The organism is Cupriavidus sp. SZY C1, from assembly GCF_032190535.1.
GTDB lineage: Bacteria > Pseudomonadota > Gammaproteobacteria > Burkholderiales > Burkholderiaceae > Cupriavidus > Cupriavidus pauculus_C.
Window position 1 is genome coordinate 293,190 of the sequence record NZ_JAUANU010000004.1, and the last position, 15,321, is coordinate 308,510.

Here is a 15,321-nt window from a genome sequence, read left to right on the forward strand (position 1 = left end):
GGCACAAAGCGGTCGAAGCATACGTTGTCCAGCTATTAAATGAAGCGTTGCAGACAACGTTCTGAGGGAATTCTTCAGTCATGCGGGGCGCCTAATGGATATCAGTCTCTGCTCCATCCTGATGTCCGCTTAGGGTGGGCCGGTAAGCGCCGGTCATGCCACTGACCTTTGATTGAGGCGTCAGGGTACCGCCGTTGCCAACTAAGTCGAACGTGTCCCAAAAAGCGGACACATTCGTCCCCTCCGGCGCGAGCCAGAAGCGTCACCGCACGAAAAGGGAGTTCGAACCTATTTCGGCCACCCCGCTTTGGCTGCCGCCGCATCCAGCGCACGAGAAAATCGCCCGATGTCTTCCGGCCGGAACTCGGCCAGAAACAGTTCTTTGACCGCCGCCTCGTAGATGCCCCACATCTTCTTGCGCAAGGCCTTACCTTGCCGTGTGACGGACACGAACGCGGCGCGGCCGTCTTCCTCTGACCGGATACGGGTCACCAGCTCTTCACGCTCCAGCCGGTCAATCAGGCGAGTCAGGTTGTACCGCTCGATGGCAAGCACATCGGCCAGCTCATGCATCCGGCGGCTTTCCTCCGGCCCGCTTTCAATCCCCCACAGCACGTCGTACCACGCGTAGACAGGCAGTCCAGCCTCGGCAAGACGCCGATCCACCTCACGTATCAAGGCCCGGTGCGACCGTACAAACGAAAACCACAAATCCGGCTTCTCAGTCGACATGGTATCTCCAATAGTTGCAGTTGCAATTATGCCGCAGAGCGCTCACAATGCCCAGACGATTGCAACTGCAATTTATTTGAAGCGCAATGGCCACGCCTATCCGACCGGGCCTGATGCGAACCGAAGCCCCGTCAATCCCATGGAGACAGAGATGAATGCCCCGGTGTTGCCGCTACACGTATTGCCGCTGGATGTGGACCCGCAGGAAACCCAGGAATGGATTGAGGCCCTGGCCGCCGTGACCGAAGTGGAAGGCCGCGAACGCGCCCACTACCTGATCGGCCGCCTGCATGAATCGGACGCGGCCCGACACGGGGATTTCCATGGCGCAATCACGACGCCCTACGTCAATACGATTGCCGAATCGGGCGAGCAGCCGTACCCAGGCGACACCTCGATCGAGCGCCGACTGGCCGCCATGGCGCGCTGGAATGCCATGGCGATGGTGTTGCGGGCGGGCAAGCACTCCAACGTCGGCGGGCATATCGCCACATATGGGTTCTCCGCTTTCTTCTGATGTCTACGGGTCGACCTTCGATTCTGTTGTTGAGGGTAAACCCCCCTTTGCGCCACATAGGTAGGCTACCTAACATTAGCCACCAATCGCCCTCGGAGATATTTCCATGACGGAGTCGCCTGCTCCCACCCCTTCCTCCAACCCATCTTCCGCGGTAGAAGGGCGCTGTCCTTTTGATGCGGCTGCGAACGAGCCGAAATCAGCGTGTCCTTTTCACGCTGAGGGCGACAGCGGCGGAATCCCAGATTTCCCCCCTAAGCGCGTAGATCCCTTGGCGCCGCCGCCGGTGTTCTTCCAGATGCAACAGAAGGGCGAATTGGCACAAGGTAAGCTTTGGGACGGAAAGATCGCTTGGCTTGTCACGCGTTATGACGATGTTCGCGCTGTCTTGTCGGACTCTCGCTTTAGCTCCGACGTCTCACATCCGGGATTTCCCTCTTCCAGCGCCGCAGTAAAGGTTGTTCGGAGTAGTAACCGGACCTTCATTACCATGGATGAACCCAAGCATTCAGAGCAACGGCGGATGCTGACCAGCGAATTCACGATCCGAAAGATCGAGAATCTGCGGCCGCGACTTCAGGCCATCGTGGACAAGCTCTTGGAAGATTTTGCGATGGGGCCGCAGCCTTCTGACCTGGTTAGCGCCTTTACATTGGCGACACCAGCATTGGCTATCTCAGAGTTGCTTGGTGTTCCATACGACGATCACGACTTCTTCCAAGAACAGGCGATGATCATGACGTCGAGCACCGCGACGAGGGAAGAGGCTAGCGCCGCGAATCAAGCGTTGTGCGAATACCTGCGTGAACTGGTGGCGAAGAGATCCGAAAGCCCCGGGGAGGACATCCTCAGTCGCCTTATCGTTAATCATGTACGGAAGGGCGATATCACTGAAACAGACGTGGTCTCGCTTGGAAGGCTTCTGCTGATTGCCGGGCACGAGACGACGGCAAATACGACGTCGATGGGGGTGCTCTTCCTACTTCAGAGGCCGGACATCTGGGAAGAGCTTCGCCAGAATCCAAGCCTCGTTCCAAACGCGGTGGAGGAGATGCTACGCTTCCTGGATGTCATACAGTCCGGGACGCGACGTGTCGCACTGGAGGACGTTGTCGTGAATGGGCAATTGATCCGAGCCGGTGATCCCGTTGTCGTGCTTAGTATTTCCGCAAATCGCGACCAGGAGCAGTTCAAAGATCCCCACGTCTTTGACCTCCGCCGTGATGCCCGGACACAGATCGCATTCGGATACGGCCCGCATCAGTGCATGGGACAAGTTCTCGCCAGAGTCGAAATGCAGATCATGTTCACCGCCCTACTGAAGCGCCTGCCGAATCTTCGGCTGGCCGTGCCCATCGAGAGCCTCGCGTTCAAGAGCGATTCGCTCATGTATGGTGTTAGGGCACTGCCCGTTAGCTGGTAAATCCACTACGGCGAATCACGATGAAAATCACAATCTATCCCGAAAAATGCTGCGGTTCCGGCCAATGCGTCGTCAATGCGCCGGATCTGTTCGACCAAAAGGATGACGGAATCGTCATTCTTTTGAATGCCGATCCGTCGGCCGATCAATACAAAATCTGCACGCTTGGCTGCTGGGATCTGTCCGGCGTTGGCAATCGAGATTCACGAGGCTCTCTGATGATTCCCCTAAGCAAATCGTAGTCATCGGGGCAACGGCCGCCGGCATCACGGCGGCACGAGCAGCCTGCGCGCGCGAGGCTGGGGCGGATGGTACTTCCATCGCAAAAGAGGGCGGCCTGCCCAACGGCCGCCCATCTCTTTCGAAGCGGTTGATGGCTGGCAAACGTTCAGTAGAGCTCCTCTAAATAGATCGCCTAGCGGGCATAAAATTTCATTCCGCAAATAACATCTGCCGAAACTTTAAATCTATTATAGAAAGATGACTCAAAGTCATAGGATTGGCTCCACCCAATTCTGTTCGAAATATCCGGTATAGATCTTTCCAGTCCTGCCAATTCGAACAGCGAACGCATAAGCCGCTGCGTGTTACATATTTCCGTGAAGCAATTGCCCTGGCTGAAGAGGGTCCGCCTGACTCTCGAGGATGTTGTCTGCAAACTATCCGCTATATCTGCAATATTCCAAGCTTCCTTTGGATTCATAAACACCGACAATGAAATTGCCTCCCAAAGCGGCCTGGAATCCCACAGATCGTGCATTGGTTGATCACGCACCACAGAATAACTAGTTACATCCAGATCGAAGCTGCAATGCGAGCTCTTAAAAATAGAGCCGCCCAAGAACAGACTCGCAGGAGAAAAAGCGGGGAGCTTCACGAACTTCCCCTCTTTAATTACGCGTGAATAGCCTTGTCGGATGATTATCTGCTCGCCACTCAACGAAGTCACTTTCATTGGAATTGGAAGAAAAATATCATGGATCCCGACTTGGCTTCGTGACTGAAGTTGCGTCTGCATCAATTACGCTACTATCCCGGTCCGATACTATGAGCAGCGCGAGGATGTACCACCGCGCTGCCGGAAACGATGAGGGTCACCCGCCATCGCAATTCATCGAGCACTTACTCTTCGCGGCGCCTTAGGCAGCCTTGTCAAGCTCGGGATGCATGGAGTCCGACATCTGCGCCAGATGATGCAGCGTATCTCCGAACACCGATTCCATTTGGGTAAGGCGTCTAAAATAGTGGCTGACGATATACTCATCCGTCATTCCAATCCCACCGTGCAATTGCACGGCCTGCTGGCCGACGAATCGCATCGACCCGCCCAACTGATATTTCGCTTGTGCCATGGCGCGACGTCTCTGGTTCGCCGGCGCGTTGACGTTGAGCGAGGCGTAGTAGCTCATAGACCTCGCGAGCTCTAGACTCATCTTCATATCTGCGACGCGGTGACGCAACGCTTGGAAGCTCGCGATAGCGACGCCGAACTGCTTGCGCGTCTTCATGTAATCCACCAGAGCCTCCAGGGTTACGTCCATCACGCCCACGGCCTCTGCACACGTCATTGCAATGCCAAGATCCACGGCATACGACAGGCAATCCTGGCCTTCGCGGGTGACTAGCGTGCCCGGCGCCTTCGACAACGTCAGCTCCGCGGCGCGCGAGCCGTCGACAGTTTGATAAGGGTGTACCAATACACCTGGGGCGGAGCGCTCCACAAGGAACGCTCCGAGAGTGTCAGCAATCATGGCGGGTACAATGTACGCAGCAGCATGATCGCCAACCGGCACGAGGCTCTTACTCCCAGTAAGCTCCCAACCTTCCGCCGTCTCGACTGCTCGCGTCTCGCACGTATCGATGCGATAACGATTCGCGCGCTCCTGCTGGGCCAGTACGACCAGACTTTCTCCAGAAGCGATCGTAGGCAGCCACGCCGCACGTACGCTTGCTTCGGCGTAGTTCGACAGCACTGCACCCGCAAGTAGAACTTGCGCCAGCGGTTCGAGTACGATGCCCCGCCCCAGTTCCTCCATAACCACCATAACGTCGACCGGCCCCATACCGACGCCGCCATACTCTTCTGGGACGTAAAGTCCAGTCAGCCCAAGCTCCGCAAGCTCCGAATACGCGTCCGGGGAAAATCCGCCGCTGCTCTCGGAACTGCGACGGTGCTCAAACGTATAGCTACGCTTTACCCACTTTCTTACTGCATCTCGCAGTTGGTCCTGGTCGTCAGTGAATTCGAAATCCATGCTCTACTCCTTTATCCGAGGACCACTTGCGAAACAATGTTACGCTGCACTTCATTGGAGCCACCGTAGATAGTGGTTTTCCGCAGATTAAAATATGTCGCGGCAAGCGGAGCGTTCCGTCGCTCTCCACCTGGGAACTCGCCATCCCACTCCGTCAACATAGCGTCTTGAATAAATGGGAGGCTATAGGGACCTGCAGCCAGCATCATCAATTCACTGTAGCGCTGTTGAATCTCACTGCCTCGGATTTTCAGTAGGCCTGCGATATCCAATGGATTCTTCCCGGATTTTTCTGCCGAGATAACGCGAAGAACCAGCATTTCGAGCGCGATAATATCTACCTCGAGCTTCGAAACCTCGTCTTTGAAACGAGGGTCGTCCATCATGCCTTCTGCAGCCGCGATTCGCTTCAGGCGTCGGAGCTCACGCTTGGCACGCCCGACTTCTGCAATGTTCGAGCGTTCGTGACTGAGAAGGTGTTTGGCATAGGTCCAGCCCTTATTTTCTTCGCCAATCAGGTTCTCAACGGGGACCTCAACATTGTCGAACCAGACCTCATTGACCTCGCACTCGCCGTCCAGCAGCTTAATGGGCCGAACCGTGACGCCAGGCGAACGCATGTCAATGAGCAGGAAACTGATCCCTGCCTGCGGCTTCCCTTCTGTATTGGTCCGGACGAGACAGAAAATCCACTCCCCGTACTGAGCCAACGTGGTCCAGATCTTTTGACCATTGACTATGTACTTGTCTCCCTTTCGCTCCGCTCGTGTCTTGAGCGAAGCCAGGTCGGAACCCGATCCCGGCTCGCTGTAACCCTGGCTCCACCAAACATCGCCCGTCACAATGCCGGGCAAGAAGCGCGCCTGTTGCTCAGCGTTACCAAATGCCATGATGACTGGTGCCACCATGACAGGCCCATAGGGCACGAGTCGCGGTGCTCCTGCCAACGCGCACTCTTCCTCGAATATGTGCCGCTGCACTGGTGTCCAGCCCGTGCCGCCGAACTCGACTGGCCACTTATACGTCAGCCAACCCTTTTTCCCCAGAATTTGGTGCCAACGCTGCATATCGGTGCGGGATAGCTGCAGTCCGTTGTGCACCTTGTGCGAGATCTCCTTCGGCAAATGGGCGTCGATCCACGCATGTACCTCTTTTCTAAATTCCTGCTCTTCTTCTGTGAAATTCAGATCCATTTCTCAGTCCCCTACTGTGTTAGTTAGTCCTAGCGGCCCACGAAAACGGGAGCGCGACGCTCCTTGGCCGCCAACGCCCCTTCCCGGGCGTCTTCACTCCTGGCCAGCATCTGAGCTTGGTACTGGGCGCTATAGCCTGCCTCAACCAGTCCTACCGGAATCGAGTGTCTCGCCGCCTGTTTGAGGAAACGCAGTACCAGCGGCGCTGCGCTCGCAATCTGACGCGCTGTCACTAGAGCTGCCTCTGTTTCGCTTCCTGGTTCACAGAGTTCGTTTACGAATCCGACTTCATAGGCCCGTTGGGCGGATACCGGGCGCCCGGTCAACATGAGCTCCATCGCGATCTTGTGGGGAATCCGACCGACCAGCGAGCTAATCAAGCCGGCTGCCATGCCTAGGCGACCTTCGGGATAAACGAAGGTCGTTGCCGAAGTCGCTACACAAAGATCGCAGAATGCAAGCATCGATACGCCCGCCGCTATCACGGGGCCATTAACCGCTGCAATAACCGGCTTTCCAATGTCAAATGCGACATTGGGAATGGCATGCCAAAAGGAATCCGGTGGATCGTTCGTGTCGAGGCCTGCCGTAAACACCGACCCCTCTGCACGTAGCAGGGCAACGCGATCCTCTGAGCCCGCGAAGTCTTGCCACGCGTCGTGCAACGCGTCGCACATTTCCGAGTTCAGCGCGTTTCTCTTATCCGGCCGATTCATCGTAATGACCCGGACGAAATTTTCTGATTCGATTTTTATCAACTCGGCCATGGCGTTCTTAACGCTTCTTGTTCAGGAAGGATTTGAAGATTTCCTGAGTGGCTTCGGTATTCAAGAGTTCGGCGAACATCTTCACTTCCAGGTCGAGCGCAGAACCCACAGCGGCACGATTCTCGTGGTTCAACATCCGCTTTGTCGCGCGTACCGAAGCCTTGGGAAGCTTTGCCAGTTCGGCAGCCGTTTCGCGCGCCCGTGCAAGGGCTTCCCCGTCCTGCGTCAGCGACGTCAGAAGCCCGGCATCGAAAGCTTCTTCTGCATCAAAGAACTTTCCAAGCATCAACCACTCACGTGCCTTCCGGACACCTACCAGCGATTCGAGCAGGTAGCTGGATGCGCCCTCGGGGCACAGACCCAGCGATACGAACGGCATGCGGAAGCGCGCATCTTGGGATGCGTAGGCAAAATCGACGTGTTGCAGCATCGTGGCGCCGATTCCAATCGCCAGTCCCTCGACTGCTGCGATTAGCGGCACATCGATCGCGGCCATCTTCCGGAGAAGCGTGACAGCAGGGGAATCTTCATTACCCCGCCGGGTCTGGAAATCATTGATATCGGCACCGACAGTGAAGTGTCCGCCCGCACCATGCACGATGACTGCGGCACATTCCTTGTCCGCGTTGGCCTCATCCAGAAGACGGGTCAGTTCCTGGTACATCGCGGCGCTGATCGCATTGCGCTTTTCTGGACGCGCAATGCAAATCTCCAGGACGTTTCCGACATTATTAGCTTGGATGCTCATGATTGCTCCTGAAGTGTCTTTTTTGACGTTTGGCAACTAATCACCCCACGTTCTTCGAGACCGGCGATGTGGTCCGCGGAAAGTTCTAGCAAGTCGGAAAGCACGTCTTCTGTGTGCTGACCGAGTTTCGCGGGCGCCCGAACGTAGTGCACCGGCGTTTTACTGAATTTGATGGGATTGGCGATGCCCCGTACCGAGCCGATACCTTTGTCAACCGGCACGTCGATCGCCATCTGACGGTGGATGACCTGTGGGTGAGCAAAGGCTTCCTTGTAGGTATTGATACGACCGTGCGGGATATCCGCTGCGGAGAACGCGGCAAGCCAATGCTCGGTTTGGCGCGCCGCAAGAACCGACGACACCTGCGCAATTAGCGCCTCTCGATTCCGAATGCGTCCGGATGCGGAATAGAACGTCGAATCCCGGGCCAGTTCTTTGGCGTCGATCGCTTGGCAAAAGCGTTGCCACTGGGAATCGTTCCCCACAGCAACTACCACCTTACCGTCTGCCGTATCAAAGACTTGATACGGTACGAGAGACGGATGCGCGTTCCCCCACCGGTGCGGTTCGGCGCCATTGATCAGGCACGACAATCCCTGATTCGACGACAAGCCAACCAGACAATCGAGCAGTGCCAAATCGATGTGCTGACCTTCTCCCGTGACATTCCTGTGGTTCAACGCGGCGAGGATCGCGACCGTCGCATACAGTCCCGTCGTCAGATCAGCAATGGCGATCCCGACCTTCTGTGGCCCACCACCAGGCTCGTCATCACGCTCGCCCGTTATGCTCATCAGCCCGCTTTCCCCCTGGAAAACGAAGTCGTAGCCGGGGCGGTCAGCGTACGGCCCGGATTGGCCGTACCCGGTGATAGAGCAATAGATCAGGCGCGGATTGATCTTTTTCAGACTGTCGTAGTCAAGCCCTCGACGAGCCAGATCACCAACCTTAAAGTTCTCTACAAAGATGTCGCACTCAAGAACGAGCTTACGGATCAGATCCGCACCGTCTGGGTTGGCGATGTCCACGCCAACCGATCGTTTGTTCCGATTTGCGGAAGCGAAGTAGGTGGAATCCTCAAGCACTTCCGCTTCACTCGTCATCGCATACGGCGGCCCCCACTGCCGCGTATCATCCCCTCGCGATGGGTGCTCAATCTTGATGACATCGGCTCCCATGTCGCCCAGCATCTGGGTACACCATGGCCCTGCGAGCACTCGCGTCATATCCAATACGCGAATGTTCCCTAGAGCTTGTTTCTGCATAAGAGACATCCCGTCATCCCTCGTTCATTTGGATAGATTTGTACTCGAGGAACTCATCCAAACCGACGTGACCCGCCTCCCGGCCAACACCGCTTTGTTTGAAGCCGCCGAAGGGCGCTACGGGGTTGAATCGGGCGCCGTTAATATCGACCTGTCCTGCACGAATCTTCTTAGCGGCGTCGAGTGCGAGGTCAGGATCGCCCCAAACGGCCGCCGCCAGGCCATACACCGTTGCGTTGGCGATGCGGATGCCGTCGTCGATTTCGTCGTAGGGAATCACGCAGAGCACGGGGCCAAACACCTCTTCCTTGGCCAGATAGTTATGTTGATCTGTGAGAAACACCTTCGGGCTGACGAAGAATCCTGCAGGCGGAACATCCTGGCCTGACGCGATGAGCGTGGCGCCCTCCGCTACCCCTTTTTCCGCTAGTTCCTGCACGCGGTCACGCTGCTTGCCAGAAATGAGCGGGCCGATCCGATGGCCTTCGACGAGGCTGGATCCGACAGAGAACTTGGCGAGTTCTTGCTTCACCAGGGCTTCGACGGCCGACACATCACGCGAGTGAACAATCAACCTGGTCAGCGCGCTGCAAGTCTGACCGTTGTTGAGGAAGCAGGAAGCGAGCGTTCCCTTGACGGCCACAGTCAGGTCCGCACCCGGCAATACCAAGGAAGGCGACTTGCCGCCCAATTCCAGCGTCACCTTCTTAATGGTCGACGCGGCCAAGCAAGACACTGCACGACCCGCTTCCGTGGATCCTGTGAAGCTAACCATGTCCACGCCGTCAGCTCGCGCCAACGCTGCGCCCACTACCGCACCCAAGCCGTTCACAACGTTCACCACGCCCGAAGGAAAGCCTGCGTCATTGATGGCATCGCAGATAAGGCGCGTTGTTCGGGGCGTCAATTCACTTGGTTTGAGCACGACTGTGTTCCCGGCCAGAAGCGCGGGCACCACCTTCAGAATGATCTGATGAAGCGGGAAATTCCATGGCGTGATACATGCCACGACGCCGAATGGCTCCCGGACGATGACAGATGGGCCCGTTCGCGATTGCCATGGAAATCCTTCCGCCAGCTTTACGAAGTTCCCAATGTTCCGAATGGGCGAGTCGACTTGAACGATGCGTGAGATCTTCAAGGGCGTGCCAACCTCAGCCGCGATAGCATCGGCCAACGACTCCTGCCGATTTGTGAGTTGGTCTTTTAGGCGATTAAGAATTGCGCATTTGTCCGACACGGATGTTGCGGACCAGCTGGCCAATGCGTTCTGCGCGGCACCCAAGGCGAGACCGACGTCCTCCTCGGTACCTGGAAGAATTTGGGCCGATACCAGGCCAGTATTCGGGTCCTCTACGTCGATGAGCTGTGTGCCAGAAGCACGGCGCCACGATCCCCCGATGTATTGCTGATCGAAGATCTCCGGCATCACGACTGCACCTCTGAAATCTCTTCGACTTTCTCGGGGCTACCGGACCATCCCCACGCCAACGAGGTTCGGGATACACCAAGTAGGACGCCATTCAGCGCGCTCGGATGGATCCAGAGGCCGTCCTGCTCGGGCTTGCCCGTGTCGGTCCTTCGGGTCCACTTTGCGTTGCGCGATTCGAGTCGCCTGATTACGTCCGCCAAATCATGCGTTTCGATGTAGCACATGTAAAGTGCGTCACCTCGCTTGCCCGAAAACCTGCCCATGGCAAAGGCGGGATCATGCGCTTCAGCCAATTCGATGCGATCGAGACGATCCGGCGCGAACATCAGCAGCGTGCCTTCATAGCCAAATCGCGCGAACGTGATGTCTACTGCCTTGTCGCGCTGCAGGCCCAGTTTTCGCGCGTAGCAATCCGCGACTTCTCGCCAGTCGGTGCTGAGAACCATGGTGAGCTCGTACAGAAACGACACAGGACCATTCGCTCGAACCCGCGCTGCCGCTTCGCTGACAACGAGTGGCATGCCATAGAGGCCGCCCGCGTTCAAATAGAGACGGCCGTCGGCTTCAGCAAATCGGATACCTTGCTCGGCAAGGAACCTCTGGCATTCAGCCAGGCTAGCTGTCGAGACCCCTCCAAAGAAGAGGCCTTCCCCGAAGCTATCAAGATGATCACTTACGACCCCTGCTCCCCGCGGGGTCCAAAGTTCGACCGTGCTTTCGCCGATTACCAGGCTACGGCCACGGGCATTCAGATGGTCGCTTGCAAGCTCATCAAGATACTGCGCCCCAAGTACTTCCCTGTAGTTCTGCTCTGCTTGATCGAGGTCGCGCACCGCAACGAGGATTCTGTCAACCGAGTTCAACATTGCTTCTTCCTTAAAGTAACTGACCTACTGCACGGTGATGTGCGCGGTACGAATGAGCTTTTGCCATTTCGCCGACTCCTGCTGGATGAATCGGCCGAACTCATCTCGTCCTGCGCCAGAGATGATTCCGCCGATGTCGCCAATCTTGCTGCGGACGTCAGGCATCTTGAGTACAGCTTGAATTTCGGCATCCAAACGGGTGACGATCGGCTTCGGCGTTGCGGCAGGTACCAAGACGCCGAACCAACCAGTGATCTGATAGTTGCTCAGACCAGCTTCAGTCATCGTTGGGACGTCCGGCAGCAACGGGGAACGGACAGCACTCGTGATGGCGAGTGCGCGAACCTTTCCGCCTTTTACGAGATTCAATGCCGAAGGCATGTTGTCAAACATGATCGGTACATGGCCTGCCATCGTGTCGTTCAGGCCGGGGCCGCTACCGCGGTATGGCACATGAACCATGCGCAGGCCCGCTGTCGAAGCGAACAGTTCACCCGCCAAGTGCAAAGATGTTCCGTTGCCAGGCGTTGCGTACGACAAGGGATTGGGCTGTTGCTTCGCGTACTGAACGAGTTCCTTCACCGATTTGACCGGCAGTTGCGGGTTGACCACCAGCAGGTTGGGAACCTCCGCCAGGAGCGTCACCGGCGCGAGATCTCGCGTGGGAGAAAAGCGAGCGTCGGGAGTAAGCGTGGGGTTGATGGCAATAGGACCAATATTGCCCATAACGATGGTGTATCCATCAGCGGGCTGTTTCGCAACATAGGCCGTGCCAACATCGCCCCCAGCGCCTGGCTTGTTCTCGATCACCACGGGCTGCCCGAGTCGTTCAGAGAGCTTGGCACCGACGATACGTGCCAGCATGTCAGTGGTGCCGCCCGGCGGATACGGCACGACCCACTTGATCGGGCGACTCGGCCAGGACTCGCTGGCGTTCGCAACAGATTGACCGGTCGCTGCCCAGCACCCCACCACAGCGGCGCTAAAGCCCAATATCCATCGTTTCATTCGTTGTCTCCTGACCTCAAGAAGCAGGTTGCATCTCAAGGGCACCTGGTTTATGATGTTCACTAGGTGAACTAGCGGTACACAGGGTGTACGAATGAAGAATAATAGATCGATCCAACGCTGTCTAGCGGTGCTGCGCGCTTTCCGAGAGAACGGGCGACCTACGTTGGCGGAGTTGTCGCGTGCCGTAGACCTGCCGCACCCGACCGTTCTGCGCTTTCTATTGACTTTGGAGGAGGAGGGATATGTCGCGCGCGAGGGCAACCAATGGCGCTTGACTACCCGAGTCTTCGAAATCGGCTTTGCTGCTTTGGAAAGTTTGGGAGTGACAGACTCGGTTCAGCAGATGCTCCAGCAACTGGCTGACACGTACGCAGGAACATCCAACCTGGGTGAAGCGAACCCCGACGGGGTGATCATTATTGGAAGGGCGATGGCACTCGCGGAACGCCGTCGCCTCGTGGTGATGAATCTCCGGGTTGGAAGCATCCTGCCTCCAAGTAGCGCGCTCACACAGGCGTTGACCCTCGGGGTCGGTGAATGGGCGATGGTCGAGTATCCAGAGAGCAATCAGATCTCAGTTGCAGTCCCGCTTGCTCGGGTTGGCAACCGCCAGCTGGCTATCGGGATTTCCACATCGCCAGCCGAGGCGACACCCGAAAGGATCGAGAATGAAATCATTCCAACACTTCAGAATGCCGCAGCGATGGTCTCAAGGCTTGTTGGGATGGGGCCAGCGTAGGGAGTTCGCTCATCGCCCCGGGTGCGGAACCGTCGACTGATCAACACGAATCTGCCCGCTTGGCCGCTGGGATCTGTCCGGCGCTTGCAATCGAGGTTCACGAGGATCTCTGATGATTTCCCGTGAGCACATCGTAGTCGTCGGGACACCCGCCGCCGGCATCACGGCATCACGGCATCACGGCGGCACGAGCGCTGCGGGCGCAAGGGCTGGCCCGGACGCCTTACTCTCATCGGAAAAGTAGGCGGCTTACCCTAGCATGGCGCTCATTGGACACGCCGACGAGGCCAGTTTCGCGACGGCTTGTGAAACGCGACGCATCATACTGACGCACGATTCTGATTTCTTGGATGATCAGCGCTTCCCATTTCACCGTAACCCAGGCGTGGTCGTTCTACTAGCTGCAACTGGCAATGGGACGCTGGAAATCGCATTAGCAGATCACTTGCGCATACTAACGCCCCGTACGGCAACGCCCATGTTGGCGCCAATATCTTCGCAACAGACGATCGAGAATGGACCGTCCGCAGGCATACTCGCGCCGAAGGAACGCACGTTGAAACCCGCATCAAGCTGCATCCAGGAGATGACGCCCTAATTTGGGAGTAGCGGAGGCGTACCTAGCTACGCAGACGATTCTGCGACATGAAAGTTGCCGGGCAGGATCAATCTTCGAAGCTGTTCTGATGCGTGGTGTCTGCGACACTGCCGCTTTGGCTGGCGGTCAACGTAAAGGCATTGAGATCTGGGGCCGCTCAGTAGCCAGTACTTTGAGCCCGCATCCGATACTCCAGATCAATGCGGCCACCTTGGTTGTCAGCGTGCTCGTACTGATGATGGCGCGACAACCCGGTGTTCTGGCGATGCACAACTGTCATAGTTGCTGCGGCGCGATCCGTCACTAGGGAATCGCCTTATGTGGACGCCTCCCGGATTGCAAGCCGATTGACATGGTGGTCGACAGGTGAAGGCAGCACGCCTATGTCCGGCCCTTTTGTGCAGGCCGCTCAGCCTGCTGGCCCATATGGAATTCGCTGGCGAGGTCCTCATCTGATCATCGAGCGTTGCTGCTCACATTCCCTATCGGGTTTTCCTCGCCCCGGTCCAACCTGTTAGCCATCATGCGATCAATGCTTGCGCTCCTTGAGAAGAAGTCAGTTCAGGCGGGCCACGCACCTGGCTATGCAGCCATGGCGGGTGCCGTGTATCTCGTATCCCTTGCTAGCACCGCCCAGATGGTCCGGGCGAGTTTGTTGGCTACGGCAGCCACCACTACATTGAAAGGACGTCGCTGAAGCAATCCGTCGAGCCAGGCGGTTCATGCGCCTTTGATGATCACCGATCTGGCGCCGTGTATGAGTAGGGTGCGCAGGTAGGTGTCACCTCGCTTGCTAATGCCAAGCTGGCGCACGTGACCACCGGTGCCCGTTTGTTTCGGTACCAAGCCTAACCAGGCAGCGAACTCACGCCCGGAGCGAAACGTTTTGGCATCGCCGATCGCAGCCACCGCAGCCGTGGCGGTTAGCAGCCCCACGCCAGGAATTTCAGCGATCTTCTGGCATTCCTGATTGTCGCAAAGCGCAACCTTGAGCCGACGTTCCAGCACAGCGATTTCCTTGTCGGTTGCCTGCACGCGTGCCCATTGCTCTCGTAGGCTGTCGATCAGTATGGCTGGCAAGCGATTCGCGATCTTGGCAAGCGCACCAGAAATTTTTTCGGCAAATTCCCGAGATCCTTCCGGAAGGACTTCACCAAACTCATAGAGTAAGCCGCGCAATGCGTTCGTCTGCATGATCCGGAACTTCATCAGTTGAGCCCGGATGCGGTGCAGCGCCAGAATGGTCTGTTGCTGCTCGCTCTTGATCGCAACAAACCGCGCCTCGGGCTGCTGGACTGCTGTCCAGATAGCTCTGGCATCGGCAGCGTCGGTTTTATTACGCAACACAAAGGGACGAACCGATCGCACAGAGATGAGCTTCACTTCGTGGCCGAGCTTCTGCAGTTCTCGTGCCCAACGGTGGGCGCTGCCGCAAGCTTCGATGGCAATGAGTGAACGCTCCCGCTGAGCAAGGAAGTCGGTGACCTGGCTCCGCTTCAACTTGATGCGCTCGATTTCACCGGTGTTGGCATTCACCGCATGAAGTTGGAAGACATGCTTGGCAATATCCATGCCGATGACGGTAAGCTTCATTTTGGATCGTCCCGATCAGGGTCGTTTGCAATCGACACCTCCACTTTGGCATAGGGATGCCATGGCAGCGAGGACCCTTACAGTTACTCTTGCAGGTAAGCGGCGCCCCGTTGCCGGGGGGAGGCGTCCATACCATCTGATTAAATCAGTGCGCGAGTCATCGAGGCATTGGGTGAGCGCGT

General features: G+C 57.1%; 14 protein-coding genes and 2 pseudogenes. 5 read left to right on the plus strand and 11 right to left on the minus strand.

Annotation, left to right across the window (positions count from 1 at the left end):
- Positions 1-288: 288 nt before the first annotated feature.
- Positions 289-732 (minus strand): MarR family winged helix-turn-helix transcriptional regulator, encoded by a 444-nt coding sequence (locus QTN24_RS09580; protein WP_043355349.1) that lies wholly within the window; start codon positions 730-732, stop codon positions 289-291.
- A gap of 151 nt (positions 733-883) precedes the next feature.
- On the opposite strand from QTN24_RS09580, the pseudogene aceE reads away from it, so the two are divergent.
- The 3 genes and pseudogenes from aceE to QTN24_RS09595 form a co-directional block, all read left to right on the plus strand.
- Positions 884-1,246, plus strand: a pseudogene (gene aceE / locus QTN24_RS09585) (pyruvate dehydrogenase (acetyl-transferring), homodimeric type); the annotation flags it as partial.
- 109 nt (positions 1,247-1,355) lie between these two features.
- The gene (locus QTN24_RS09590; protein ID WP_081201625.1) at positions 1,356-2,672 is read left to right on the plus strand and encodes a cytochrome P450; all 1,317 of its coding nucleotides are present in this window, start codon (positions 1,356-1,358) and stop codon (positions 2,670-2,672) included.
- Positions 2,673-2,692: 20 nt separating this feature from the next.
- A complete protein-coding gene (locus QTN24_RS09595) occupies positions 2,693-2,914 on the plus strand; it encodes a ferredoxin (RefSeq protein WP_196765233.1) in 222 nt (73 codons plus the stop codon).
- 173 nt (positions 2,915-3,087) lie between these two features.
- On the opposite strand, the gene QTN24_RS09600 is transcribed toward QTN24_RS09595, so the two are convergent.
- The 9 genes from QTN24_RS09600 to QTN24_RS09640 form a co-directional block, all read right to left on the minus strand.
- Positions 3,088-3,690: a hypothetical protein gene (locus tag QTN24_RS09600; RefSeq protein ID WP_124684263.1), complete on the minus strand. Its 603-nt coding sequence runs from the start codon at positions 3,688-3,690 to the stop codon at positions 3,088-3,090.
- A gap of 121 nt (positions 3,691-3,811) precedes the next feature.
- Entirely contained in the window at positions 3,812-4,927 is a 1,116-nt protein-coding gene (locus QTN24_RS09605; protein WP_043355352.1) for an acyl-CoA dehydrogenase family protein, read from the minus strand.
- 11 nt (positions 4,928-4,938) lie between these two features.
- Complete coding sequence (locus tag QTN24_RS09610; protein WP_043355354.1) at positions 4,939-6,120, minus strand: acyl-CoA dehydrogenase family protein; 1,182 nt, start codon at positions 6,118-6,120, stop codon at positions 4,939-4,941.
- Between the two features lie 29 nt (positions 6,121-6,149).
- Entirely contained in the window at positions 6,150-6,887 is a 738-nt protein-coding gene (locus tag QTN24_RS09615) for an enoyl-CoA hydratase/isomerase family protein (RefSeq protein ID WP_043355356.1), read from the minus strand.
- A gap of 7 nt (positions 6,888-6,894) precedes the next feature.
- Positions 6,895-7,635 carry an enoyl-CoA hydratase/isomerase family protein gene (locus tag QTN24_RS09620; RefSeq protein ID WP_043355358.1) on the minus strand — a complete coding sequence of 247 codons (741 nt, stop codon included), beginning with the start codon at positions 7,633-7,635 and terminating at the stop codon, positions 6,895-6,897.
- Positions 7,632-8,900, minus strand: a complete 1,269-nt coding sequence (locus tag QTN24_RS09625; protein ID WP_043358200.1) for a CaiB/BaiF CoA transferase family protein — start codon at positions 8,898-8,900, stop codon at positions 7,632-7,634. Before QTN24_RS09625 ends, QTN24_RS09620 begins: the two co-directional genes overlap by 4 nt.
- A 13-nt stretch (positions 8,901-8,913) precedes the next feature.
- Positions 8,914-10,329: an aldehyde dehydrogenase family protein gene (locus QTN24_RS09630; RefSeq protein ID WP_043355360.1), complete on the minus strand. Its 1,416-nt coding sequence runs from the start codon at positions 10,327-10,329 to the stop codon at positions 8,914-8,916.
- Complete coding sequence (locus QTN24_RS09635) at positions 10,329-11,198, minus strand: VOC family protein (RefSeq protein ID WP_052495072.1); 870 nt, start codon at positions 11,196-11,198, stop codon at positions 10,329-10,331. The genes QTN24_RS09630 and QTN24_RS09635 overlap by 1 nt, the downstream gene beginning before the upstream one ends.
- Before the next feature lie 24 nt (positions 11,199-11,222).
- A complete protein-coding gene (locus QTN24_RS09640; protein WP_043355363.1) occupies positions 11,223-12,206 on the minus strand; it encodes a Bug family tripartite tricarboxylate transporter substrate binding protein in 984 nt (327 codons plus the stop codon).
- Positions 12,207-12,300: 94 nt separating this feature from the next.
- Between QTN24_RS09640 and QTN24_RS09645 the strand changes: the two genes are divergently transcribed.
- Positions 12,301-12,948, plus strand: a complete 648-nt coding sequence (locus QTN24_RS09645) for an IclR family transcriptional regulator (RefSeq protein ID WP_043355366.1) — start codon at positions 12,301-12,303, stop codon at positions 12,946-12,948.
- A 259-nt stretch (positions 12,949-13,207) separates the two neighbouring features.
- Complete coding sequence (locus QTN24_RS24915) at positions 13,208-13,546, plus strand: DUF5615 family PIN-like protein (protein WP_373424146.1); 339 nt, start codon at positions 13,208-13,210, stop codon at positions 13,544-13,546.
- Between the two features lie 582 nt (positions 13,547-14,128).
- On the opposite strand, the pseudogene QTN24_RS09650 reads toward QTN24_RS24915, so the two are convergent.
- Positions 14,129-15,139: pseudogene (locus QTN24_RS09650) on the minus strand (IS110 family transposase).
- Positions 15,140-15,321: the final 182 nt, after the last annotated feature.

What these genes read in the sequence shown, in the direction of transcription:
- QTN24_RS09580 (WP_043355349.1), bottom strand. Translation starts at nt 732, where the DNA reads ATGTCGACTGAGAAGCCGGATTTGTGGTTTTCGTTTGTACGGTCGCAC.
- QTN24_RS09620 (WP_043355358.1), bottom strand. Translation starts at nt 7,635, where the DNA reads ATGAGCATCCAAGCTAATAATGTCGGAAACGTCCTGGAGATTTGCATT.
- QTN24_RS09625 (WP_043358200.1), bottom strand. Translation starts at nt 8,900, where the DNA reads ATGCAGAAACAAGCTCTAGGGAACATTCGCGTATTGGATATGACGCGA.
- QTN24_RS09590 (WP_081201625.1), top strand. Translation starts at nt 1,356, where the DNA reads ATGACGGAGTCGCCTGCTCCCACCCCTTCCTCCAACCCATCTTCCGCG.
- QTN24_RS09605 (WP_043355352.1), bottom strand. Translation starts at nt 4,927, where the DNA reads ATGGATTTCGAATTCACTGACGACCAGGACCAACTGCGAGATGCAGTA.
- QTN24_RS09645 (WP_043355366.1), top strand. Translation starts at nt 12,301, where the DNA reads ATGAAGAATAATAGATCGATCCAACGCTGTCTAGCGGTGCTGCGCGCT.
- QTN24_RS09600 (WP_124684263.1), bottom strand. Translation starts at nt 3,690, where the DNA reads ATGCAGACGCAACTTCAGTCACGAAGCCAAGTCGGGATCCATGATATT.
- QTN24_RS09615 (WP_043355356.1), bottom strand. Translation starts at nt 6,887, where the DNA reads ATGGCCGAGTTGATAAAAATCGAATCAGAAAATTTCGTCCGGGTCATT.
- QTN24_RS09630 (WP_043355360.1), bottom strand. Translation starts at nt 10,329, where the DNA reads ATGCCGGAGATCTTCGATCAGCAATACATCGGGGGATCGTGGCGCCGT.
- QTN24_RS09635 (WP_052495072.1), bottom strand. Translation starts at nt 11,198, where the DNA reads ATGTTGAACTCGGTTGACAGAATCCTCGTTGCGGTGCGCGACCTCGAT.
- QTN24_RS24915 (WP_373424146.1), top strand. Translation starts at nt 13,208, where the DNA reads ATGGCGCTCATTGGACACGCCGACGAGGCCAGTTTCGCGACGGCTTGT.
- QTN24_RS09610 (WP_043355354.1), bottom strand. Translation starts at nt 6,120, where the DNA reads ATGGATCTGAATTTCACAGAAGAAGAGCAGGAATTTAGAAAAGAGGTA.
- QTN24_RS09640 (WP_043355363.1), bottom strand. Translation starts at nt 12,206, where the DNA reads ATGAAACGATGGATATTGGGCTTTAGCGCCGCTGTGGTGGGGTGCTGG.
- QTN24_RS09595 (WP_196765233.1), top strand. Translation starts at nt 2,693, where the DNA reads ATGAAAATCACAATCTATCCCGAAAAATGCTGCGGTTCCGGCCAATGC.